The organism is Bacillus sp. R45 (assembly GCF_021729365.1).
Lineage (GTDB): Bacteria > Bacillota > Bacilli > Bacillales > Bacillaceae > Bacillus > Bacillus velezensis.
Map to the genome: position 1 here is coordinate 3169433 of NZ_CP091421.1, position 23772 is coordinate 3193204.

25 protein-coding genes and 1 riboswitch are annotated in these 23772 nt (G+C 48.0%); of the genes, 14 read left to right on the top strand and 11 right to left on the bottom strand.

Features of this window, described 5'->3' with window-relative positions; translation table 11 throughout:
- The first annotated feature begins 122 nt into the window (after positions 1-122).
- Positions 123-914, top strand: a complete 792-nt coding sequence (locus L3V45_RS15670; protein WP_003151783.1) for an SDR family NAD(P)-dependent oxidoreductase — start codon at positions 123-125, stop codon at positions 912-914.
- Positions 915-965: 51 nt separating this feature from the next.
- On the opposite strand, the gene L3V45_RS15675 is transcribed toward L3V45_RS15670, so the two are convergent.
- From L3V45_RS15675 to L3V45_RS15695, 5 genes are all read right to left on the bottom strand, one after another.
- Positions 966-1844, bottom strand: a complete 879-nt coding sequence (locus L3V45_RS15675; protein ID WP_014305793.1) for an SMP-30/gluconolactonase/LRE family protein — start codon at positions 1842-1844, stop codon at positions 966-968.
- A 63-nt stretch (positions 1845-1907) separates the two neighbouring features.
- Positions 1908-3650 (bottom strand): HAMP domain-containing sensor histidine kinase, encoded by a 1743-nt coding sequence (locus L3V45_RS15680; RefSeq protein WP_003151781.1) that lies wholly within the window; start codon positions 3648-3650, stop codon positions 1908-1910.
- Positions 3647-4366, bottom strand: a complete 720-nt coding sequence (locus L3V45_RS15685) for a response regulator transcription factor (protein WP_024085784.1) — start codon at positions 4364-4366, stop codon at positions 3647-3649. Before L3V45_RS15685 ends, L3V45_RS15680 begins: the two co-directional genes overlap by 4 nt.
- A 172-nt stretch (positions 4367-4538) precedes the next feature.
- Positions 4539-4775, bottom strand: a complete 237-nt coding sequence (gene rsoA / locus L3V45_RS15690) for a sigma-O factor regulator RsoA (protein WP_003151778.1) — start codon at positions 4773-4775, stop codon at positions 4539-4541.
- Positions 4772-5308 (bottom strand): sigma-70 family RNA polymerase sigma factor, encoded by a 537-nt coding sequence (locus tag L3V45_RS15695; protein ID WP_088005512.1) that lies wholly within the window; start codon positions 5306-5308, stop codon positions 4772-4774. Before L3V45_RS15695 ends, rsoA begins: the two co-directional genes overlap by 4 nt.
- 242 nt (positions 5309-5550) lie before the next feature.
- Here L3V45_RS15695 and L3V45_RS15700 point away from each other — a divergent pair, with 242 nt between their 5' ends.
- From L3V45_RS15700 to L3V45_RS15710, 3 genes are all read left to right on the top strand, one after another.
- Positions 5551-5706: a YvrJ family protein gene (locus L3V45_RS15700; RefSeq protein ID WP_003151774.1), complete on the top strand. Its 156-nt coding sequence runs from the start codon at positions 5551-5553 to the stop codon at positions 5704-5706.
- Positions 5707-5823: 117 nt separating this feature from the next.
- Positions 5824-6984, top strand: coding sequence for an oxalate decarboxylase family bicupin (locus L3V45_RS15705; protein WP_003151773.1), 1161 nt, complete (start codon positions 5824-5826; stop codon positions 6982-6984).
- 67 nt (positions 6985-7051) lie between these two features.
- Complete coding sequence (locus tag L3V45_RS15710; RefSeq protein ID WP_014305794.1) at positions 7052-7474, top strand: YrvL family regulatory protein; 423 nt, start codon at positions 7052-7054, stop codon at positions 7472-7474.
- 34 nt (positions 7475-7508) lie between these two features.
- On the opposite strand, the gene L3V45_RS15715 is transcribed toward L3V45_RS15710, so the two are convergent.
- The 3 genes from L3V45_RS15715 to L3V45_RS15725 are packed head-to-tail and all read right to left on the bottom strand — an operon-like array spanning position 7509 to position 10381.
- Positions 7509-8315 (bottom strand): ABC transporter ATP-binding protein, encoded by an 807-nt coding sequence (locus L3V45_RS15715; RefSeq protein ID WP_003151771.1) that lies wholly within the window; start codon positions 8313-8315, stop codon positions 7509-7511.
- A gap of 18 nt (positions 8316-8333) precedes the next feature.
- Complete coding sequence (locus L3V45_RS15720) at positions 8334-9344, bottom strand: FecCD family ABC transporter permease (protein ID WP_003151770.1); 1011 nt, start codon at positions 9342-9344, stop codon at positions 8334-8336.
- Complete coding sequence (locus L3V45_RS15725) at positions 9344-10381, bottom strand: FecCD family ABC transporter permease (protein ID WP_236837446.1); 1038 nt, start codon at positions 10379-10381, stop codon at positions 9344-9346. The genes L3V45_RS15720 and L3V45_RS15725 overlap by 1 nt, the downstream gene beginning before the upstream one ends.
- 247 nt (positions 10382-10628) lie before the next feature.
- Between L3V45_RS15725 and L3V45_RS15730 the strand changes: the two genes are divergently transcribed.
- Entirely contained in the window at positions 10629-11567 is a 939-nt protein-coding gene (locus L3V45_RS15730; protein WP_088037293.1) for an iron-hydroxamate ABC transporter substrate-binding protein, read from the top strand.
- A 146-nt stretch (positions 11568-11713) separates the two neighbouring features.
- Positions 11714-12628: a class I SAM-dependent methyltransferase gene (locus tag L3V45_RS15735; protein WP_044052909.1), complete on the top strand. Its 915-nt coding sequence runs from the start codon at positions 11714-11716 to the stop codon at positions 12626-12628.
- A gap of 52 nt (positions 12629-12680) precedes the next feature.
- On the opposite strand, the gene L3V45_RS15740 is transcribed toward L3V45_RS15735, so the two are convergent.
- Together L3V45_RS15740 and sspJ are read right to left on the bottom strand one after the other, a co-directional pair.
- Complete coding sequence (locus L3V45_RS15740) at positions 12681-14093, bottom strand: amino acid permease (protein ID WP_014305798.1); 1413 nt, start codon at positions 14091-14093, stop codon at positions 12681-12683.
- Between the two features lie 110 nt (positions 14094-14203).
- Positions 14204-14385: riboswitch (Lysine riboswitch) on the bottom strand.
- Positions 14386-14507: 122 nt separating this feature from the next.
- Positions 14508-14648 carry a small acid-soluble spore protein SspJ gene (gene sspJ, locus L3V45_RS15745; protein WP_003151760.1) on the bottom strand — a complete coding sequence of 47 codons (141 nt, stop codon included), beginning with the start codon at positions 14646-14648 and terminating at the stop codon, positions 14508-14510.
- 183 nt (positions 14649-14831) lie between these two features.
- Between sspJ and L3V45_RS15750 the strand changes: the two genes are divergently transcribed.
- Positions 14832-15314 (top strand): metal-dependent hydrolase, encoded by a 483-nt coding sequence (locus L3V45_RS15750; protein WP_014305800.1) that lies wholly within the window; start codon positions 14832-14834, stop codon positions 15312-15314.
- A gap of 42 nt (positions 15315-15356) precedes the next feature.
- Positions 15357-17213, top strand: a complete 1857-nt coding sequence (locus L3V45_RS15755; RefSeq protein WP_236837074.1) for an LTA synthase family protein — start codon at positions 15357-15359, stop codon at positions 17211-17213.
- A 29-nt stretch (positions 17214-17242) separates the two neighbouring features.
- Here L3V45_RS15755 and L3V45_RS15760 read toward each other — a convergent pair whose 3' ends face one another.
- Positions 17243-18169 carry a substrate-binding domain-containing protein gene (locus tag L3V45_RS15760; RefSeq protein WP_015387723.1) on the bottom strand — a complete coding sequence of 309 codons (927 nt, stop codon included), beginning with the start codon at positions 18167-18169 and terminating at the stop codon, positions 17243-17245.
- Positions 18170-18286: 117 nt separating this feature from the next.
- Between L3V45_RS15760 and modA the strand changes: the two genes are divergently transcribed.
- The 6 genes from modA to L3V45_RS15790 all read left to right on the top strand — a co-directional run bounded on the left by modA (position 18287) and on the right by L3V45_RS15790 (position 23771).
- Complete coding sequence (gene modA, locus L3V45_RS15765) at positions 18287-19084, top strand: molybdate ABC transporter substrate-binding protein (protein WP_234949466.1); 798 nt, start codon at positions 18287-18289, stop codon at positions 19082-19084.
- Positions 19065-19748: a molybdate ABC transporter permease subunit gene (gene modB, locus L3V45_RS15770; protein ID WP_014305804.1), complete on the top strand. Its 684-nt coding sequence runs from the start codon at positions 19065-19067 to the stop codon at positions 19746-19748. Before modA ends, modB begins: the two co-directional genes overlap by 20 nt.
- Positions 19749-19841: 93 nt before the next feature.
- Positions 19842-20489, top strand: a complete 648-nt coding sequence (locus tag L3V45_RS15775) for a response regulator transcription factor (protein WP_003151754.1) — start codon at positions 19842-19844, stop codon at positions 20487-20489.
- Between the two features lie 5 nt (positions 20490-20494).
- A complete protein-coding gene (locus tag L3V45_RS15780; RefSeq protein WP_024085790.1) occupies positions 20495-21598 on the top strand; it encodes a sensor histidine kinase in 1104 nt (367 codons plus the stop codon).
- 119 nt (positions 21599-21717) lie between these two features.
- Positions 21718-22653 (top strand): ABC transporter ATP-binding protein, encoded by a 936-nt coding sequence (locus tag L3V45_RS15785; protein WP_236837075.1) that lies wholly within the window; start codon positions 21718-21720, stop codon positions 22651-22653.
- A 23-nt stretch (positions 22654-22676) separates the two neighbouring features.
- The gene (locus tag L3V45_RS15790) at positions 22677-23771 is read left to right on the top strand and encodes an ABC transporter permease (RefSeq protein WP_236837077.1); all 1095 of its coding nucleotides are present in this window, start codon (positions 22677-22679) and stop codon (positions 23769-23771) included.
- Position 23772 lies beyond the last annotated feature (1 nt).

A 23772-nucleotide genomic window follows, 5' to 3' on the forward strand; every position in this document is an offset into this window, starting at 1 on the left:
TAATTATACTATAAGTCTTTAAGGCTTGTATATCCGGCCTTTTTGCATGAAAGCAAATTGTTCGTACACACTAAAATTCATCATGTATACTGTTACACAATGGTGTAATAAGGAGGATTATCATGGAATTACAGCTTGAACGGAAGCTCGTGTTGATTACAGGATCAACTTCAGGGATCGGAAAAGCCGCGGCAAAAAGCTTTTTAGCCGAAGGCGCCGAGGTGATTGTAAACGGAAGAAAAAAAGAAACCGTGGAACGGACGGTTGAGGAGCTTTCCGCTTACGGAACGGTTCACGGCATCGCCGCTGATTTATCGCGTCAGGATGAGGCGGATGACCTGATCAAGCGCGCCGGCGGAATCGGGGAAGTCGATATTCTCGTCAATAATCTCGGTTTTTTTGAAGTAAAGGACTTCGCTGAGGTGTCTGATGACGAATGGACTCGGTATTTTGAAGTGAATGTTATGAGCGCCGTACGCCTGTGCCGGCGTTTTCTGCCGCAAATGCTTGAAAGAAACAGCGGACGGATTTTGAACATCTCCAGTGAAGCCGGAGTCAAACCGCTTGCGCAAATGATTCCGTATTCAATGACGAAAACGGCGTTAATCAGCTTGTCCCGGGGAATGGCGGAAATGACGAAAGGCACGAATGTCACGGTCAACTCCGTGCTGCCGGGACCGACATGGACCGAAGGCGTCGCTTCTTACATGGAAGGAGCCGCAAAGGCTGCCGGAGAAGACACGGACAGCTTCGTCCGGGATTATTTTAAAGTGAATGAACCGACATCTTTGATTCAGCGCTATGCAACCCCGGAAGAAGTCGCCAATACGATTGTATTTCTCGCTTCATCAGCTGCTTCTGCCATTAACGGCACCGCACAGCGGGTTGAAGGCGGCATCATCCGCTCCATTTAACACAAAAAAGCCCGGCACAAGGGGAACTTCCCCATATGCCAGGGCTTTTTTTTACATCATGCCTGCAAACGGAACCGGCTCCCAGCCGCCCGTCTCAAGCTCTGCTGAAAACAGGCCGCCCGCATGCGGCTGCTCAAGTCTTTCGGCTTCCGTCAATTTTTCCGTCGCGGTCGTAATGTATAACGTGTTCAAATTGCTGCCTCCGAACGCGCAGCAGGTAACGTATTTCGCCGGAACTTCGATAGATGCAATTTCCTTATGCAAAAACGGATCAATCCGGACGGCGCGGCCGCCTCCGAACAAAGCCACCCACAGCATTCCGTCACGGTCAATGGTCATTCCGTCGGGAGATCCTTGCGACTCCGGAAAGCGGTAGACCGTTTTCGGATCTGATACGGCTCCGGTTTCAGGATCATATGCATAACAGACGATTTCCTGCGTCGGAGTATCAATATAGTACATCAGGTTTCGGTCCCGATCCCAATCCAAACCGTTCGAGGTGGAGACCTGGTCTTTTATTTTGGCAAGGCTGCCGTCCGTATTCAGACGGTACAGCGAAGCCTCCTCTTCTTTGCCTTCCATGCTCGTCGTTCCCGCCCATAATCTGCCGGACGGGTCGCATTTTGCGTCATTGAAACGGATATCTTCCCGCATGTCTTTCGGCTGCTTCATCTTCGTCAATGTGTCTTCCCGCAGATTGTACAGGTAAAACCCGTCTTTCATCGTCATCACCAGCTCTTCCTTTGAATACAAGGCCAGAGCCGTGACAAATGACTTGAATTTAACGGAACGGTTGATTCCGTCAGCCGGAGTGAAGATATGGAGCTGGCTGCCCAGTATATCCACCCAGTACAGGCATTCCTTATCCTTGTCCCATAAAGGGCCTTCTCCGATAACTGCTCTCGTATCTGCTCGTAATGCTGCTTCCATGTGTGAACACCTCTTTTGCTTGTCAGTCTTCTATTGTTATTCCCGACAAAGCGGCGTCCAAACTCAATCTTTTTTAAAAAGAATCGTAATCACCGTTCCGGCGCTGATTCTGCTGTTGACATGGATGGTTCCGTTATGAAGGTGAACCAGCTCTTTGGCAATGGCGAGCCCGAGTCCCGTTCCTTCTGACGGCCCCTTCGTATTCGTTCCCCGGTAATAACGGTTAAACAGCTGGTGAATCGTTTCATCGTCCATTCCTCTTCCGTTATCTTTCACCTTCAGAATGAGCTGTTCGGCTGATTCCTCAAGCACGACCCGAATGGCGGTCCCCTTCTTATTATGCTTAACCGCGTTTGCCAGCAGATTCTCCAGAATACGGCGGAACCACGCTTCATCAATGGCGAAAAGAATGTCTTCCTTTTTGGTTTCAAAGGCGATGTCATAGCCTTCCGAGAACGTGTTTTTCGTAAAATCGTTCGTGACGTTTCTGATAAACGGCACGACGTTGATCAGCCGCCGTTCGATCGGGAGAGCCGCGTTTTTGAGGCGGTATGTTAAGTTTAAGTCCTCAATCAGCTTCGACATATATTCTGATTTTTCCCGGACGATCTGCCCCATTTCTTTGACTTCTTCCGGTGTCCAGTCGTATTGCTTCGATTCAAGCATCATGCTGTAGCCGTAAATCGTGCTCAGCGGGGTTTTTAAGTCATGGCTCAGCCCGGCGATCCATTCTTCCCTTGTCGCCTGGATTTTTTCTCTGTTTTTCTTATCCCGCTTCAGCGTGTCGGTCAGCTGATCCATCGATTCGAAAATCTCGGCGAAAAAGCGGAACGGCTGTTTTGTTTTGCCTTTTTTGTTTTTGCTGACCGGCTGTCCTTTGCGGTTCTTCGGCTCTTCAAGCCGGCCCTTTGATAAATTGACAAGCCATTTGATGGTATGAAACAGCGGCCAGCCGAAACGGAAAGAGTACCAGATGGTCAGGATGCAGATCATAAATACTAAGATTCCGATCAAGAGGAAGAGGGTTTTCATCACATTTCTCAAAAATGATTTGTTAAACTCGTGATCGGGGATGTACACGGGGTTCGGCACCGACGCGACCATCCATTTCGTTTTATCGAGTCTTTTAAAAGAAATTTCCCGTTTGTAATTCCACGGCTTGGAACTGTATTTCAGCAATTCAAGCTCATTGACGGTGTTCCGTTCTTTTTTCGTGCTGTTGATATCCCCGAGCAGTCTGCCGCTGTTTTCGAGAAGGTAGACCGCCCCTTTTTCCCGTTTAATATAATCAACCGTGCTTTTTTTATATTGAGAAAGGGAAGCGAGGGATGGCTCCTGTGATTCGATGTAAGTGAGAAGCTGCTCACTGGCGGATTTCCAGCCGAACAGAATCAAATAGGTCTCATCATTTATCGTGACCGTCCAGTAATTCAGCTTGTAGTTGTCAAAATTCCGGTACTGGTAAATGGATAAGAGGTCTTTTCTGCTGTAATGGCTCGGGACGTCTTTCGGCACTCTGTATGCGTAGTCCGTTTTTTCTTTGTCATTAATGATCTGCAGCCAGCCCTTCTGCTTTCTGACCGACATCTTTAAAAATTCATCGACATCCCATGTGCCGTCTTCGTTTTTATCAAGCCACGCTTCAAACGAGTCTGCCGTCGCTTTGGTCAGTCCCGCATTGGCTTCCGCTTCGCTGAAACGCCAATCCAAATAGAAGAAAGAAGCGACGGCCAAAACGGACATCAGCAGGATGACAAGCAGAAGCTGTCCGAAAAAGTGGAGCAGAAATTTTCCGCGCATTCTCATGAGCGGGTTCCTTTTTCTCCTTGATCGGGAATAAACCGATAGCCGAGGCCGCGCACCGTTACAATATAAGACGGATTGCTGGGGTCTTTTTCAATCTTTTCTCTGAGCTTGCGGATATGCACCATGACGGTGTTGTTATCGCCGTAAGACGGATATCCCCACACTTTTTCATAGATCTGATCTTTTGAGAGCACCACATCAGGGTGTTCACAGAAATATTGAAGCAATTGCAGAAGCTGTGCGGAGCAGCTGACGGGCTCGCCCCCGACGATCAGCTCGGCGTTTTGCGGCGAATAGGAAAAATGGCTGTATGAATACGTTTTTACCGCCGCTTTCTCTTCGCGCTTATAGGTTCTTTTTAACGTCGCTCTGATCCGCGCCGCCAATTCGAGCGGATTAAACGGCTTTGTTATATAATCGTCAGCTCCCAATGCAAATCCTGACAGCTTATCCGCATCAGAAGAACGGGCAGTCAGAAAAAAGATCGGAGCGTCGGTATAATTCCGGATTTCGGTGCATGCTTCAAAACCGGACATGCCTTCCATCATCACATCCAGCACGAGCAGATCCGCGGTTTCATGTTTAACAAACTCAATCGCTTCCTCAGCGCTTCCGGCTGTCTTAATGTTGTGATAGCCTTCTTTGACGAGAACGCGTTTGACCATATCAACGATCGCCTTCTCATCGTCTACAATTAAAATTGACGCATTTTCCACCTTGGACGTTCCTTTCTCTTTGTTTTTTTCATCATATCATTATATGGATAAGATTTGGTACCTTTTTAGTGCGGAGGTCTTGCGGGGAAACAGAAAAGAAAAACGAGACGGACATCTCTTCTCGTTTTTCTCACGTTGTCAGAGCGGAATATCCATCATTCCGCCGTTTTTGTCAGGAGCTTTCATTTATAAGATGAAGAATAAATTCCCAAAAACCCGGCACTTCCTGGCATAACAGCATGTCCGCTTTTTCAACTATTTTAATCTTCAATTCTTGTTCAAGGTCTTCTCTTTCCTGGTATGATGTATTGCTCAGTTTTTTTTTTATCATTGGCGAAAAACGTGAAATCAAAAGTTCCATTTCGTCGGTATCTGTGTTCTCTTTGTTGAAGTCAAATGGCCCGTTCACTGCTTATTTTCCCCCTTTTTTTGCTTGTCCAGCTGCTTTCTGAGATTGTCGAGCCCTTTTTTATGAATATTGGAAATGTTCTGCCGTGATTCACCCAGCGACTCGGCAATCTCCTTCATCGTCGCTCCGTGAAGATAAATATTCGTCAGCACGCTTTTTTGTTTATCGGTTAACGTCTGAAGCGCTTCGTATAAATCACGGTTTTGGACATGCTGGCTCAAATCTCCCTGCTTCCGCAGAAACTCTTCATACGCGTCTTTTCCCATTTCATAGGGAAGCGCTTCACCTCCCTCCGGCTGATCCACCGTCAGCGGATAGCGATTCTGATTTTTACGGATGCGCTTGTCAAAATCGATGGAGAAAATCCGGATCATAGAGTTCATATATTTGATGATCCGGATTTCCTTATAAAACTGTTTAAAATGGTCGTCCAATGATTTTGCATCCTTCTCGTCTGAATGTTCCAGCACATTTTTAAATTTCTCGTAATGCTTTGGGTCACTTAAAAAATGTTTAACGATCGGATGTTTCATAATTTCCTTGCATTTTGACCGTAAAAGAACTTGATAGTCCATAAAACCGCCCCCTATTTAAATTAAATGAAAGAAAGCAAAAAAAAGTAAACTACTCCTTTCCGACTAAGATTCCGCATTCCTTATGTCCCGGATTTGCCGGAACAAAAAAAAGACCCTCAACCGGGATATCAGGTTTACAGGAGCCGCTCTTTCTTTCACTTATATACATGACTGCAGGTCAAGTCAGGAGGTGGCTGACAATGGATCAGGTTTTTATAGAAGAAGCGGTCAGACAGATCGGCAATCTCGGCTTTCCGGCTCTGATTGCCATGTATCTTCTCACACGGTTTGAGAAGAAGTTTGACGCCCTGATCGAACTGATGACGGAACTGAAAGAGCAGAAAATGAAAAATTAATTTTCACACGAAGTTGACTTTTCATCGGAACGCATCACTTAACAAAGCAGAAGGGAAAACGAAAGGCCTTTCACATTCTCTTTCTGAAAAAACAAAGCTTGAGAGGAGACGATTTACATGTCAAAAGAAAACAACTGCAATATCCCGCAGCCGATCAGAGGAGACAAAGGAGCGACCGTCACGATTCCGCGCAATCTTGAAAGAGACCGCCAAAATCCGGATATGCTGACGCCGCCGGAAACGGATCACGGCACAGTGGATAATATGAAATTCTCTTTCTCAGATGTGCATAACCGGCTGGAAAAGGGCGGGTACGCGCGTGAGGTGACCGTTCGCGAGCTGCCGATTTCTGAAAATCTGGCATCTGTCAACATGCGTTTAAAACCGGGCGCCATCCGTGAACTGCACTGGCATAAAGAAGCCGAATGGGCATATATGCTGACGGGCAAAGCGCGGGTCACGATCGTTGATGAACAGGGACGCAGTTTTATCGATGACGTGAAGGAAGGAGATCTGTGGTACTTCCCGTCAGGCCTGCCGCACTCCATTCAGGCGCTGAAAGAAGGCTGTGAATTCCTCTTGGTTTTTGATGACGGTTCCTTCTCAGAAAACAGCACATTCCAAGTGACTGACTGGCTTGCCCACACGCCGCTTGATGTCATCGCCAACAATTTCGGGGTTTCAGAAAAAGACCTCGCCGGCCTGCCTCGGAAAGAAAAATACATCTTTGAAGAGCCGGTTCCCGGGAAGCTGAAAGACGACATTGTGGAAGGCCCGAACGGCGAAGTGCCTTATCCGTTCACTTACCGCCTGCTGGATGAAGGTCCGACTGCTGAGACGGACGGCGGCAAAGTATATATCGCGGATTCCACAAACTTCAAAGTGTCCAAAACGATCGCTTCAGCGCTTGTTGTGGTCGAACCGGGCGCAATGAGAGAGCTGCACTGGCATCCGAATACGCATGAATGGCAGTATTATATTTCCGGTAAAGGGCGGATGACGGTTTTTGCATCGGACGGCCATGCAAGAACATTTAACTATCAGGCCGGGGATGTCGGTTACGTCCCGTTCGCAATGGGCCACTATGTGGAGAATTTGGGGGATGAGCCGCTCGTCTTCCTGGAAATCTTCAAAGATGACCACTATGCCGATGTGTCCCTGAACCAATGGCTTGCCATGCTTCCTGAGAAATTCGTCCAGCAGCATCTGGATCTGGGCAAAGACTTTACGGATATTCTTTCGAAAGAGAAACACCCTGTCGTCAAAAAGAAATGCTGAAGATACACACCCGACTTGCAGAGTTCCGTCTCTGCAAGTCTCCTCTGTGTGAAAAGGAGCTGAACAGATGATCAATCAAAACGGGACGAAAATGTTTTTTCTTCAGGTGCTCCGGTATGCCCTGGCAGCCGCTGCCGTATTATTCGGGTATTTCATCGTGATGATGGCCGTATTTTCATTAGCCGGGACGAGCTACGGATCGATGGCGTACGTCCTGCTTTTTTCCGTGCTTTTTATTCTTCTCGGTTTATGTTTTGAACCGCTTGAGCGGCTGATGATACATAGCTTTACCTTTTTTGGGACGGGCAGGCTGCCTTTTCTCCTTTTAGCCGGCACCGTTCAGCTGCTGTTCCTCTGGATGACCGCGTATACGACGGATAAACTGATTGAAAAGATTTGGCTGTCAACGACGGAGGAGCTGATTGTGGCGGGGGTTTTTTTCGTTTTGGATAAATGCGTCTCCGGACAAAAGCAGACCCGGGCGCAATAAAAAAACGCAGGCCGGAATGGCTCTGCGTTTTTTTTCATCTTACCGTTGCGTTTTCATGCCGGATTAAATCGTAGGTTAAGCAGACCGGTTTGTTCGTGCGCGGATCTTTTACAATCTGTGCGTCAATTTGAAACACGTCTTCCAATATACCGGGAGTCATGACTTCCTCCGCCGTTCCTTCCTTGATGACGCGCCCTTTTTTCAGCGCGATCATGTAATGGGAAAAACGGGCGGCATGGTTCAGATCATGAATGACCATTAAAATGGTGCGGCCCTGCTCCTTGTTTAATTTGTCCAGCAGCTGCAAAATTTCAAGCTGATGGGCGAGATCTAAATAAGTGGTCGGTTCATCAAGAAGCAGCAGCTCCGTTTCTTGAGCGAGCGCCATGGCGATCCACACACGCTGCCGCTGCCCCCCGGAAAGCGCTTCGATCGGCCGGTCGTAAAATTCGGCCATCCCCGTCTCTTCAAGCGCCCATTTGATCATGTCACGGTCTTTATCACTCAAGCGGCCCATTCCGGACTGATGCGGAAACCTGCCGTAAGAAACAAGTTCGTACACCGTCAGCCCGCTCGGCGCTTCAGGCGTCTGCGGAAGAATTGCCATTTCCTTGGCGATGTCCTTCGTGGATTTTTGCATGATCGCCTGTCCGTTTAAATAGACGGCGCCGGATTTCGGTTTCATGATTCTTGACATCGTTTTGAGAACCGTCGATTTTCCGCAGCCGTTCGGACCGATCAGCGTTGTAATTTTTCCTTTCGGGATGGCGATATCCAATTCTTTCGCTATCAAACGGTCGCCATAACCGACAGTAAGCTGTTCCGCCGATAATGAGTTCATCGCGGCAGTCTCCTTCCTCTATTTCGTTTTCATCAGCAAATATACAAAATACGGCGCTCCGAGCACGGAAATCACCAGGCCGACGGGAACTTCGGACGGTGCAAGCACATTTCTCGCCAGCGTATCGGCAAGCAGAAATAAAAATGCTCCGATCAAAGCTGAAACCGGGATAAGCGTCTGGTGGCGCGGCCCGGTAAGCCTTCTGGCCAAATGCGGCGCAATGAGTCCGAGAAAAGCGATTCCGCCGGCTGCCGCAACACATGACGCGGTCAGGGCAACGGCGGACATCAGCAGAACGCGCCGCTCCTTTTCAACCTTGGTGCCAAGCCCCGCCGCCAGCTGATCACCGAGCTGGAGCACATTTAAATACCTGGCTTTATAGAGGCTGAACGGTAAAAGGACCAGCAGCCACGGCAAAATGGACAGCACCATTTTCCAATTGGCGTTCCAAATCGAACCGGAAATCCATACAAGCGCCTGCATGAAATCCCGCGGGTCCATTTTCAGCTGAAAAATCAAGAGAAGCGCATTAAACCCCGCATTGACGCCGATCCCGACCAAAACGAGCCGGACAGGTGAAACGCCTTTTTTCCAAGCCAGCACATAGATGAGCAGCGCAGCCAGAAAAGCCCCCGCCAAAGCGCTCACCGGAAGCAGCCATGTACTGGCCATGCTTAGATCAACAGCTGACCCTTGGAAAAAGAAGATAAACAGAACGACCGCCAAAGACGCCCCGGCGTTAATACCGAGAATGCCCGGCTCGGCCAAGTCATTTTGAGACACGCTTTGAAAAATCGCGCCTGAAACCGCGATTCCTGCGCCGACAAGCAATGACAGCACCATGCGCGGCAGTCTGAATTCAAATAAAACGAGCTGATCCCGGGCATCCCCCTGTCCGAAAAAGACACGCATCGTATCAAGTGGCGCAATCCGGATCACACCCATGTTTAAGCTGATAAAAAAGACGATGCATATGAGCACAAACGTAACGGCCATGACCGCCAGCGGTTTTTTCGATTTTACATTCATTACAGCCCTCTCCTTTCCCTGCGCGCCAAATAAAAGAAAAAGGGAACGCCGATAAGGGCGGTTAAAGCGCCGACCGGTGTTTCAAACGGCGCATTGACGAGTCTTGCGGCAATATCACTGAAGACTAACAGAATGGCGCCGAATACCGCCGAACAGGGAATGATCCACCTGTAATCTACCCCGACTAAAAATCGGGTGATATGCGGAATCACCAAGCCGATAAAAGAAATGGCTCCGGCGACTGAGACTGAAGCCCCCGTCAAGAGGACAACGACAAACATTCCGATTACTTTCACAAGCGATGTGTACTGCCCGAGCCCTTTGGCCAGTTCCTCACCCAAGCTCAGCACCGTCACTGAGCGCGCAATCAGAAATGCCAGCAATAGTCCGATAACACCGGCCGCCAACAGCAGCTGCACGCCTTCCCATTTCACAGAAGCAACTCCTCCGGCATACCAGAACTTCACATCCTGGGCGACATCAAAACGTATCGCAATCGCGCTTGAAAGCCCCGTTAAGAAATAGCCGACTGCCGTACCGGCCAGCGCGAGCTTCACCGGTGTCAGCCCGCCTTTTGAAAACAGGCCGATGCCAAACACAATAAGCGCTCCGATTCCCGCTCCCGCAAAGGACCACAAAACAAGTCCCGCCGCAGACAGACCCGGAAAAAAAGCAAATGCCAATGCGATCGCAAATCCTGACCCCGACGTCACGCCCATAATGGAAGGCTCAGCAAGCGGGTTCCGCGTCAGCCCCTGCATAATCGCTCCGGACACAGCTAAAAAAGCCCCGACGAGCGCGGCGGCGGCGGTTCTCGGCAGCCTCAGATCGCGTATGATTTGATGAGATGTATTTTGCGGCTGAAAGTGAAAGAGAGCATCCCACACCGTCCGCAGATGAATATCGGCAGCTCCGATGGAAACAGACAGAGCGGCGCCGATCAATAAAACCGCAATACCGGCACACAGCAGCACAGCCGCTCTGAATGAACGCGCCGTCCACTGGATTTCACTCCCTGATGCCCCTTGAGCCGTCATTGTCTGTTTCTTTTTCAATAGACCCAACACTCGTTCTTCCTTTCTCAAAACAAGAATGGTAATGATAATGATTATCAATGACTTGTTTCAGTATAGCACTTTTATCTTCTCTTTTAATAGACCTAATTTCATATAAAAAAAGAAAGTTTTTCTTAAAAAAGAGCGTGCTTCTCTATGAAAGCAGTGATATAATCACACTGATAATGATTCTCTTTATCACTAATTTTTATGAAAGAAGGAATGTCAGATGTTCCATACATACAAGAAAATCGGCGCAGCGCTGATTGCCATGCTGCTCATCGCCGCTTTGGCCGCATGCGGCAATTCTTCAGACACAAAAGGTTCTTCTGAAAAAGAAGAAACCATCACGTATAAAGCCGAAAACGGCAATATTAAAATTCCGAAGCACCCGAAACGGGTCGTCGTCGTGGCTGACGGCTACTACGGCGACTTTAAACAGCTCGGCATCAATGTTGTCGGCGCGCCGCAAAACGTATTTAAAAACCCTTATTACAAAGGGAAAACAAAAGGTGTCACAAACATCGGCGACGGCACGTCCGTTGAAAAAATCATTGACTTAAAGCCGGATTTAATCGTTGTCTGGACGACACAAGGCGCCGATATTGAAAAACTGGAAAAAATCGCGCCGACAATCGCCATTAAATATGACAAGCTCAGCAACATTGATCAATTCAAAGAGTTTGCGAAAATGACAGGCACTGAAGATAAAGCAGACAAATGGCTGGCTGAATGGGATAAAAAAACCGCTGCCGCTAAAACAAAGATTCAAAAAGCGGTCGGCTCAAAAACCATCTCCATCATGCAGACAAACGGAAAAGACATCTATGTATTCGGTAAAGACTTCGGCCGCGGCGGAAGCATCATTTATGACAAACTCGGGCTGAAGGCCACAAAACTGACGCAGGAAAAAGCCATTAATCAAGGGCCGGGCTACGCCAGCATTTCACTCGAGAAACTGCCTGACTTCGCGGGAGACTACATCTTTATGGGGCCATGGCAGGCCGGCGGTGACGACAAAGGCGTGCTTGACAGCTCAATCTGGAAGAACCTCGATGCCGTCAAACAAAACCATGTCTACCGCATTGATCCGATCGGCTTCTATTTCTCAGACCCGATCTCACTTGAAGGCCAGCTCGACTACATCACAAAAAGCTTAACGAAGTAACCCTGAAGCCGCTGTCACAGCGGCTTTTTATTACGCTTAAAACTTGACAAAAAAATTCATTTATGCTATAATTTACATTTTTAGATTAACATGTATAATAAGATTCTCCCGGCCGGAGATTGATGTAAATAACGGAGGATCTTTATATGAAAGAAAACAAGGCGAGTATGACTTCCCTGCTGTGCGCTTTCGGAAGGGCGTACCACAGTAAATACGACACCCCGGTGATATTTGATGATTTTTTAGCACAAGATCTGATTTCTGAAAAAGAGTATTCGGACATCCGCGATCATCTCATTCAAGGTATATCATTTTTCAATAAAGACATGGCACAGAGGCTTCAAGGCCAACCGGATGACATCTTAAAATGGGTGACTCAAGTACAGCTGTCTCCTACACCGTTAGCCCGTGCCGCATATTGTGAAGAAGTGCTTTTGAATGAAGTGAAGCTCGGGGCCAAACAGTATGTCATCCTTGGCGCGGGACTGGATACTTTCTGTTTCAGACATCCTGAGGTGACAAACGCGTTAGACATATTTGAAATCGATCATCCCGCTTCACAGGAAGACAAAATAAAGAGATTGAAACATCTGAATCTCGACATTTCCCATCATCTTCATTTTGTACCGATGGACTTCGCCGCTTCGCTTTCTTTCAGCCGTCTGTATCAGGAAGGTTTTTCACGCCAAAAAACCTTTTTCAGCCTGCTCGGTGTGTCATACTACCTTACGAAAGAGCATCTCGCCCGCCTGCTCACACAATTATTTGCCGAAGTCCCGCCGGGAAGCTCTATCGTGTTTGATTATGCAGATGAGTCGCTCTTTGAAGAAAGAGGACTGTCAAACAGAGTGGAAAACATGGTGAAAATGGCTGCAGCAGGCGGAGAACCGATGTTATCGTGTTTCAGTTATAAAGAAATCGAAAAAATATTAGAATCATCAGGTCTGCTTATTTATGAACATGTATCTCCGGCGGACGTCAATGACCGTTTTTTCAGCGGACGCACTGACCATTTAACCGCATTTGAGACCATTCATTATATACACGCCGTCAAAAAGTAATCCGCTGCCGCAAACAAAAAAAGACATCTCACAGACGTGAGATGTCTTTTTGTCATACCGATGGTCTGTTGTTTGCAAATTTCTTTGAGACGAAAGGATATAACAGCAAACCGACGAAAAACAGCCCGATACCGAGAATAAAGGTCGTTAAATCGGCCGTTCCGGTAATAATGACGTAAAAAGAATAAATGCAGGCAAGGATGGCGATGATACCGTCTCTTACTCTTGAACCCTTTATCTCGTCATACGTTTCACCCGTAAAAATGAGCTTCAGGCTGTAAAACGCTGACACGAGATACGGAATCAGATAAGCGAGCGTCGCCGCCGTCGTTAAAAACGTAAACGCGTCACTGATCGTCCGGGAAATAACCGAAAAGATAAAGATCTGTGACATTACGTTCGTTACGATTAACGACACAACCGGGCTTCCCTGTTTATTCGTTTTTGCAAAAGCAGCGGGAAAGTCTCCTGATTTCGCCGCTTGATACGGAACTTCAGAACCGAGAAGAATCCAGCCGAGCATCGTTCCGAACAGACACAAAATCGCCAGAATCGCCATGATGACGCTTCCCGCGCTGCCGACGATCGCGTACAATACGTCAACAAACGGTTTTTCCGAGCCGACAAGCTTACCATGCGGAAGCACGCCCATCGTAATCAATGTCACGATGATATAGATGCCAAGCGCGATCAATAATCCGGTAATGGTGGCGCGTTTCACGTCGCGCTGCGAACGGGCGCGCCCGGATAAAATGACTGCCGATTCAATTCCGACGAACGCCCATAATGTTGAAATCGCCGCATTGTGGATCTGTCCGCCGATTCCCTCAACCGTGTGAGGACCTGTTTGAACAGGAAAATAAAAATGATCGAAAAACGACGTTTGAAATACAAACAAACCTGCAATGATAAAGAAGATAAATCCTAATACTTTTGAAAACGTCGTGACGAAATTTAATTTACTCGCACCGTTAATGCTGGTGACGAGGATTGTGTGAGTGCCCCATAATAAAACCGTACATACGGCAAACGTCAGCAGCTGGCCGAGCGTAACCGCCTGACCGCCGATCGAAAACATTTCACGCTTATCCGTTAAAATCGGGAAAAATGATGTTAAATATCCGGCAAGGCTCGTGATGATCGCCACGTTGCTGATCCAGCTCGCCACCCAGTAGCCCCACACCATCGTGAAGCCCGCAGCATTCCCTTTTTTCCGATCGCTGAACAGCGCACGCGCATAGCTTTGCGGCCCCGCCGTCAGCTCAGGCTTGCGGATGGATAAGTGGCCGAAGACCAGCGCGATCATTAACACACCGGCTCCCGTTAAAAGCCATGCCGATGTGGCGCCGAACGGGCTCGCGATTTTTGCGAGCGTACTCGGGAGCGAAAAGATGCCCGAGCCTACCATATTTCCTACGACAAACGCCGTTAATAACCAAAAACCCCATTTTTTCGTCTGTTCCATTCCTGTACCTCCTGGTTGTTCATTCGTACGGACCAGACCCCGAGACCATATTTACACGCAAAAAAAGCCTGAACAAAAGTCCATGCTTAAAGAAACACACACACCCTTGATCTCCGGATAGCCCTCCGCGAAAAAGCACGCGGCAGTCCTGCACTTATTCAGATACAGTCCCAGCATAAAGAAGGATCGGCTTTCTTTACACTTCGGCGCTGATGCCTTTAACACATGTTTTGCGGCCCCTTATCAGCCTGGCATGTGCGACTCATCATCAAGCGCAACCTCTACCTCACCGAGAAAGAGTGAGGATTTTTATCATTCAATTCTACTCAGAGGTTATCAGAGATAAAAAGATCTGTCAAAGGGAAATATTAGATGGAAAACGGATAGAGCGTTCGCCCTACCCGTCTTATATGGTCAGCGGTTGTTTTTTTTCTTTTGAACAGCTTCTTGAAGCGGATCGTCTTTCAGAGCTGCACTGGCGTCGTCAAGCGCGCCTTGAATGACGTTTTTGTTTTTATCGCTGTTTTTTCCTTTTTCTTTGTTAAAGAAAGCCATCTGTATCACCTCTTTATCAAATATAGGTACACCTATAATGTGTCTTTTTCCGCGGCAGAATATGCGGAATCCGCGTCTCCTTCCTTTTGGCGGAACAGGTAAAGTTTGTTGATCAAACATGCATTCTCTTGATATATTTGTAATTCAGGGGATTTTGGCAAAAATAAAAAGGAGAAGCGAAAAATGACAGGAAAAACACACATCATGGGAGGCATCGCTTCTTGTTCCGCAATTGCGTATTATTACGGGTATGATCCGGTCCTTATGACCTCAGCGGGTGCCCTCGGGGCGCTGATTCCCGACATATGCCATACGAAAAGCAAAATCGGCAGGACGCTGCCCGTTCTGTCCAAAGTCGTAAGCACGGTGTTCGGGCACAGAACGTTTACACACAGCCTGCTGTTTATGCTTATTATGTTTTTCATTACGGCCTCGTATATTCCGAATCCGAGCATTTCCGCCGGACTGATGATCGGAATGGCAAGCCATCTTGTACTTGACGCATGGACCGTCAACGGCATTAAACTGCTGTTTCCGTCCGCCATCCGCTTCCGTCTTCCCCTTTATATGAGAACGGGGAGCTTTTCGGAGCAGCTTGTGCTGGCCGGCTTAACGATTGTATCCTGCTATTATTTATACGAACTGGTTCACGGCCGCATCTCTTAAACAAAAAGCGTCTTTTCGCTTTTAGGGTGAGGAGTCATACATATGAAGAAAACCTTTTTCAGCAATCATCGGTTTTTATGCCTGTCCATCCTGTTCATGTGGATGAAAACCTATGCCGTGTATAAGCTCGGTTTCGGTCTGCAGAACAATTCGGTTCTTGAGGAATGTCTGCTCCTTATTAATCCGCTGAGCTTCATTGTGCCGCTGTTCGGCATCGCCCTCTTGCTGACGGAAAAAAAACAGCGGATCTTTCTGCTTTCGGCAAATATGATGCTGACGGGAATTTTAATCGCGAATACGGTGTTTTACGGGTTTTATATTGATTTTATCACCATACCGGTTTTGTTTCAGGCAAGCAATATGGGTGATATGGGAAGCAGCGTCCAAGAGCTGTTTCACCCGCTTTATATCGCTTTATTTTTGGATATTGCGATTTTGTTTTATCTTGGAAAAAGGCATAAAGCCGATAAAGGAAAAGCGGGCGCCCGTACCGTTAAAGCGTATGCGTGGGCATCAGCCGGCCTCATGCTGTGCAACCTTGCGCTGTCTGAGGCCGAGCAGCCGAAGCTGTTCAAGCACCCTTTTGATCGTGAAGCGCTCGTAAAAGGAATCGGCCTGTTCCACTTTCATTTGTATGACACCATTTCGCAGACGCTGAATGCAGGGGCTAAAGCGTTTGCCGATGAAGACAGCCTTGCGGCGGTCGCGAATTACACTCAAGCCGGCTACAGCAGGCCGTCCGATTCAAAATTCGGGCTTGCAAAGGGGCGCAATGTGATTTTTGTTACGCTCGAATCAACACAGCGTTTTGTAATGGATGAGCGGGTCAGCGGACGGGAGATTACCCCGTTTTTAAACAAACTGCGAAAAAAAAGTTATGACTTCACTCATTTTTATCAGCAGACTGAACAGGGAAAAACATCAGATTCAGAATTCATTACTGCGAATTCGCTGTATCCGTCTTCAAGCGGCGCCGTTTTTTTCACAAAAAGCGGCCACCGGTTCAATACGATGTACCATATGTTAAAAGATCATCAATACTACTCAGCCGTTCTGCATGCCAATCATAAAGCCTTTTGGAACCGGGATGAGATGTACGGGGCATTCGGAATCGACCGTTTTTTCGACGCGGATGAATTTAAGGTGACACAGGAAAATTCAACAGGCTGGGGCCTGAAGGATAAGGAGTTTCTCGAACAGTCAGCGGAAAAATTAAAGAAGCTTCCGCAGCCGTTTTACGCAAGTCTGCTGACTTTGACCAACCATTTCCCTTTTGAAATTGATCAACAGGATCAGCTCATTGAGGAACCGGACACAAGCAGCGAGTTATTAAACCGCTATGTGACGACGGTCCGCTATGAAGATGAGGCTCTGAAACACTTTTTCAAGAAGCTGAAAAAAGAAGGGCTGTATGACAACGCGATTATCGTCCTGATGGGAGATCATTACGGTATATCCGAAGCCCATAATCAAGGACTTGCCGAATTCTTAGGGAAAGAGGAAATCACTCCGTTTGATACGGTTCAGCTTCAGCGCGTGCCGTTTATCATTCATATTCCCGGGGTGACCGACCGTGCGCCGGAAACGATTGCTTCGGCCGCGGGACAGGTTGATGTAAGGCCGACGCTGCTTCACCTGCTCGGCATTGAAACGAAAGGCAGCATTCAGTTCGGCAATGATCTGTTTTCCGGAGAGCGGACACCGTTTGCGGTGCTGAGAAACGGCAGCTTTATCACGGATGACCATATTTATACGAAAAATACGTGTTACAGCCGTAAAACGGGTGAACCGCTTTCTGACATGAGCGCGTGCAGCGATGAGAAAGAAAAAGCGGAACAAGAGCTGATGCTTTCCGATAAAATATTAAACGGCGACCTGCTGCGGTTTTATAAGCAATAAAAAATCCCTCCGTTATATGGAGGGATTTTTCATGTTTCATATATGAGCCGTCCTGTCATTTTCGTATCATATCCGGATAATTGAGAAAGCTGAGACTTGAATTCCTCAGAATTAAGAATGTCCCGCACGCTTTGAACAAGCTCCCGGTTTTGTTTTAAGACGACCACATCGTACTGCTCACTGATCACCGGGATAAAGTCCGTGCCTGCCATATGCGCCGCATGCAGCGACCCGACTCCGATATCCGCCTTTCCGCTTGATACTTGTGAAGCCGCTGACAGATGATCCGTGACAATGTCATGATATCCGGCGACATCAGACGGCGTGATGCCGAATGATCTGAGCTGTTCATCCAGCAGCACCCTCGCGCCTGATCCTTTTTCGCGATTGACGATGCGGACATCCTTTCGGCTCATGTCCTGAAAGCCCTGAATGTTCAGCGGATTGCCCTTTTTCACATATAATCCGGCCTGCCGCAGCACGACATGAAAAAGCGCAAACGGCTCCCCTGAAAGAATGCGCTTCACATACGGGATGTTATACTGCCCCGTCTCCCCATCGTATAAATGCAGACTGACGATGTCACAAGCCCCGCGGTACATCTCGATCAGGCTGTTCAAACTGCCGCTGTACTTGCGGAGCGGAGCCGCCTGTATTGTTTGTTCCAGCTGTTTGCTGAGGAGGTCCATCGACACATCCTGCCCGCTGATGATAACAGACTGCCTTTTTTCCGGCTCCCGCCCGCGTGACGGGTCAGGCGCTTCTGCTGCGGATGGCTTTTTTGACATTCTCATGTTTGCTTTATATTGTTTTAAGTCCTCTTCATCGACCCTCATCTGTCTTCCGACCCTGTACGCCGGAATGAGTCCTTTTTTTATCAAATCATATACTGTCAGTTTGGAGACCTTCAAAAGGCCCGCAACTTCTTCTATTGTATAGGAAGTGGCTTCTGTCATATTATCACGCTCCGTTTTTATTATAACTGTTCAGATGTTGAAAAAAAACCGCACCATCACGTACAATTGCGTTATAATTAGTTTGATCTAATGATATTTAGCTATAAGGGGTGCACAATGTTGAAAAAGAAAGCGACACTACTCATAACTGCGGCTATGGCCGTTTTCCTCGCAACTGCGGGCTGCTCATCCGGACAATCGTCCAAAGGCGGACAAAACGAAAACGTCACGCTGACCGTTTCTGCAGCAGCCAGCGCTCAGGATGCACTTGAAGAAATCCAGACCAACTACGAAAAATCACATTCAAACGTAACCATTCAAGACAACTTCGGATCATCAGGCACATTGCAAAAACAAATTTCACAAGGCGCGGGAGCTGATTTATTCTTCTCGGCAGCCGAAGATAAATTCGAAAAGCTCGTTCATGACGGAGATATCGACAAAAAGGACAGCACGGATCTTTTGAAAAATGATCTCGTCATGATCGTGCCTGAGAAAAACAGCGCACACCTGACACATCTGAATGACCTGAAAAAAGACAGCACGGAAAAAATCGCGCTCGGCACGCCTGAATCCGTTCCGGCCGGACAATACGCCAAACAGTCACTGACGGCATTATCCCTGTGGGACAAGGTAAAAGATAAAGCCGTCTATGCAAAAGACGTCCGCCAGGTGCTTTCTTATGTTGAAACCGGAAATGTCGATGCCGGGCTTGTCTATAAAACAGACGCGCTGATTTCGAAAAAGGTGAAAATCACCGATGAAGCACCGGCGAAAACGCACGATCCGATCGTGTATCCTGTCGGCATCGTCAAGGATACAAAGCACCGTAAAGAAGCAGAAGCGTTTTATCAGTATCTGCAGTCAGATGAAGCGATGAAAGTGTTTAAGAAATATGGATTTACTGCCAAGTAACATTACGGCTTCGGAGTTTTTCACTCCCGTCGTACTGTCATTTGAGGTGGCTTTGGCGTCGGGCATCGCCGTCATCATTCTCGGAACGCTTGCCGGCGCCTGGATGGCGAAAGCGCGATTTCCCGGAAAAACGGCTGTGGAGACCCTGTTTATGCTCCCGCTCGTTCTTCCGCCTACCGTTGTCGGCTTCATTCTCATTATCATTTTCGGGAAACACAGCTTTATCGGCCGGGCGATTGAGCGGATTTTTCACCAGCCCGTCATTTTCACGTGGTCGGCCGCGGTGATCGCTTCGGCCATTGTCGCCTTCCCGCTTATGTATCAGTCCGCTAAAACCGGCTTCGCCGCGGTTGATGCTGACATCGAGGGAGCGGCGAAAGTAGACGGAGCCGGCAGGTGGCAGGTGTTCACCCGTATTTCCGTCCCGCTTGCCTTTCCCTCCCTCTTGACCGGAAGCATTCTCAGTATTGCAAGGGCGCTAGGTGAATTCGGGGCGACTTTAATGTTTGCGGGAAATATTCCCGGCGTCACCCAAACGCTGCCGACGGCGATTTACGTCGCGATGGACTCCGGCAATGAAACACTCGCCTGGGTGTGGGTGATCTGTATTGTGATCATTTCTTTTCTGATGCTGTTTTTCATCCAATTGAAAAAGCCCGCTTGACCGATCTGCCTTCCGCGCACCTTTCGCCGGGAGGCTTTTTGATTTAAAATCGGATGGTATATAATGAAACAAAAACACACAAAGGGTGCGGCTATGAAGATTAATGTCATTATCGCGGATGATAATTCTTTCATCAGAGAAGGAATGAAAATCATTTTGCATACATATGAGGAATTTACTGTATCAGCAACGTTGGAAAACGGACTCGAGGCGGCAGAGTATTGTAAGCACAACCCCGTCGATATCGCCTTGCTGGACGTCCGCATGCCGGTGATGAACGGCGTCGAAGCCGCAAAACGGATCGCTGAGGAAACGGATACGAAGCCGATGATCCTGACGACATTTGACGACGATGAGTATATTTTAGAAGCAATTAAAAACGGCGCGAAAGGATATTTATTAAAAAACACCGAACCGGAACGGATCCGCGATGCGATCAAAAGCGTTTTCAACGGGCACAGCATTCTTCAGGACACCGTGCTGGACAAAATAAAAGACAGCCTTTTCCGGCCGGCGGAAGCCGCGCATCAGATTGATGAAAGCCAGTTTACTGAAAGAGAGCTCAGCATCATGTCGCTTATTGCGAAAGGACTGTCGAACAGGGAAATTTCAAAACAGCTTTTCATTTCTGAAGGGACGACGGCCAATTATATTTCATCTATTTTAGGGAAAACGGGGCTTGAGCACAGAACGCAGATTGCCATTTTTTATATCACCGGGAAGGTGGATAACGGGCGTTGAACGGTATGGATTTTTGGATGCTGATGAGCAGACTGATCGCCATTTTTTATACGGCTTTTTTGTTCGTATCGGCAGACCGCCCTTACACGCCGTACGCCGTCTTGTTTCTGCTGCTTTATCTGTCTTTGGGCATCGCGGTCTGCATGATCAGGCCGCCCGCTTGGAGGCGCGGGATCACCCTCATGACGCTGGCATTGACCGCTTGGCTTTCCGCCTTAGGCCATCCGGCGTTTCTGTTTCTTTTGCCGCCCGCCATTTTTGCGGTTCTTGCCGAATATCCGGTTCACCGCTATGTGTTCTGCCTGCTCGTGTTTTTGCCGTTTTTATTTATCCCGTACGGCGACCTTCCGACTTATATCGTCATAACCTTGTTCTGTCTGGCGATTTTCGTTTTGGCCGCCCGGTCCGGCAATCGGCTGAAGAAATATGAAGAACAGTCGGACAGCATGCGCTCAAGCATTGAAAAACTGACGAAACAGCTGCACAGCAGCACAGAATATATCAAACAATCGGAGTACACCGGCAAACTCGAGGAAAGAAACAGATTGTCCCAAGCCATCCATGACAAAATCGGCCATTCCATGACCGGCGCGCTCATTCAGATGGAAGCGGCGAAGCGGATGCTCGGCTCCCATCCGGACAAAGCGGCTGAACTGCTCCAAAACGCCATTACCATTTCCAAAGAGGGCATAGAGGATATCCGCATAACGCTGAAAAATATGAAACCGCCCGCTGAACAAATGGGCATTCACAGATTAAGAACGTTTATTGATGAATTTTCGGCCAAAAACGGGATGCCGGTTCCGTTTACGCATCAAGGCGATTTGGACAGGCTGACGCAAATGCATTGGAGAGTCATTCAGGAAAACGTAACCGAAGCCTTGACCAATGCGATGAAATACGCCGATGCCACGCAGATTTTCATTGATATCCATGTGCTGAATAAAGCCGTGAAAGCGGAAGTGAAAGATAACGGAAACGGCGCCGTCCGCTTTAAAAAAGGCCTCGGCATGCTCGGTATGGAAGAACGGGCGGCCGTCCTGCACGGAACCGTTATTTTTGACGGCACGGCCGGTTTTTCCGTCACGACATTGCTTCCGGTTGAATAAGTGAATGTTTTCATGTGAAAAATATGAAGATTCTCATGTCAAAGGAATGAACAGCTGCACTAACGGCCGTTCATTCTTTTTTTTATAATAAGAGCATCATAAGACATAGAGGTGGAAACATGAACATTTTGGAGCTCAAACAGCTGAGTAAGAAATTCGGTGATTATGCCGCCGTTGACCAGATGTCGCTTGCCGTAAAAGAAGGTGAGATTTTCGGGTTTCTCGGCGCAAACGGAGCCGGAAAAAGCACGACGATCAATATGATCTCAGGTCTTTTAAAACCTTCAGGCGGTGACATTCTGTTTCTCGGAAAAGATATTTTCAAATATAGCAAAGCAACGAAAATGAATATCGGCATCGTCCCTCAGGACCTCGCGATTTACGAAGAATTAAACGCCTATGAAAATGTGAAGTTCTTCGCAGGTCTGTACGGCCTGAGAGGGGCGGCTCTGAAAGAACGGGTCGAGGAAGCCCTGACATTCGTCGGCTTGAGCGATAAACACAAATATTTGCCGAAGCATTTTTCCGGCGGAATGAAACGCCGGCTTAATATCGCCTGCGCCCTTGCCCACCGGCCGAAACTGATCATCATGGATGAACCGACGGTCGGCATTGATCCGCAATCAAGAAATTATATTCTGCAATCAGTGAAAAAGCTCAATGAAATGGGCTGCACGATCATTTACACGAGCCACTACATGGAGGAAGTGGAAGAAATATGCACACGCATCGCCATCATCGACCACGGAAAAGTCATCGCCGAAGGCACAAAAGAACAGCTGACCTCCACCATTACCGACACGAAGGACGTCGTGATTGAGCTGTCATCCGGAAACGGCATCAGCCTCGGCGATATTCAGGAGCTGCCCGGCGTCAGAGCCGCCGCACTGGAAGAAAACAGCGTGAAAATCAGCTCTGACACAGGGGTCAACAATTTAAACCGCCTGATCCGGTACTTCATGGACAAAGGCATTGAAATCCGCTCCTTGCAGGAACAGGCACCTGACTTAGAAACGGTATTTCTCACGCTGACAGGCAGAAGTCTGCGCGACTGACCCTATTGAAAGGAGGATTGCAAATGAATATTCTGCACATCGCCGGGAAAGAAATCAAAATCAGTTTCCGCGACAGACGGACTTTTATTTTCATGCTTGCTTTTCCGATCGTCTTCATGCTGATTTTTACCGCGGCATTATCAAACGCCTTTGATTCAGAGGTGACGGTCGGGAACATCAAGGTCGTATATACGGACCAATCAAACGGGACACTTTCTCATTACTTTACTGAGTTTATGAAAAACGCCAAAAAAGAGCATGTCTATTTTCAAAAAGCGGACACGGAGGCAAAAGGCAAAAACGAGGTTCGTGAAAATCAGGCGGATGCTTTCGTCACTGTAAAAAACACCGGTTTTCAAGTCTATACAAATGACCGGAGCGGCATCAACGGCACGATCGTCCAAGGCATGCTGACCGCTTTTACCAATCAATACAAAGCAGGCGCCGCCGCTTACAAGGCGCATAAGCCACCTTCCGCCGGACAAATCAAAAGCGATTATATGAAGCAGACGTCTTTACACAAAGCGAAAGAACCGAAGGCGAAAGATTTTTACGCGATATCCATGACGACGATGATCGGGCTGTACGCCTCGATTTTTGCCAGCTCCTTATTCCGCGGGGAAAGAATACGGCACACCGCGGATCGCCTGATCGCCGCCCCGCTCCGGAAAAGCGATATCTTTCTCGGAAAGATGCTCGGCATTTTGGCTGTGAATGTTCTGACGATTCTTGCCGTTGTCGCCTTCAGCAAATTTATCTTGAAAGCGAACTGGGGCAGCCACATGGGACTTGTGCTGTTGATTCTCGTTTCTGAAATTCTTTTGGCCGTCAACTTCGGGCTCAGCCTGAGCTATTTGACCAGAAAACCCGAAAGCGCCAGATTAATCACCGTCATCATCGTGCAGGTGATGTCCATTATCGGCGGCGCCTATTACAAATATGAAGGAGGGGGGATTTCCGCCCTGTCGCCCTTATCCTGGATCAATAAGGCGATTAACAACATCATTTACGCAAATGATGTATCAGCGGCATGGCCTGCACTCGGTTTAAATACAGCATTGGCGGCACTCTTTTTGCTGATCGCCGCATTTACGTTTCAAAGACGGGAGGGACTGTAAT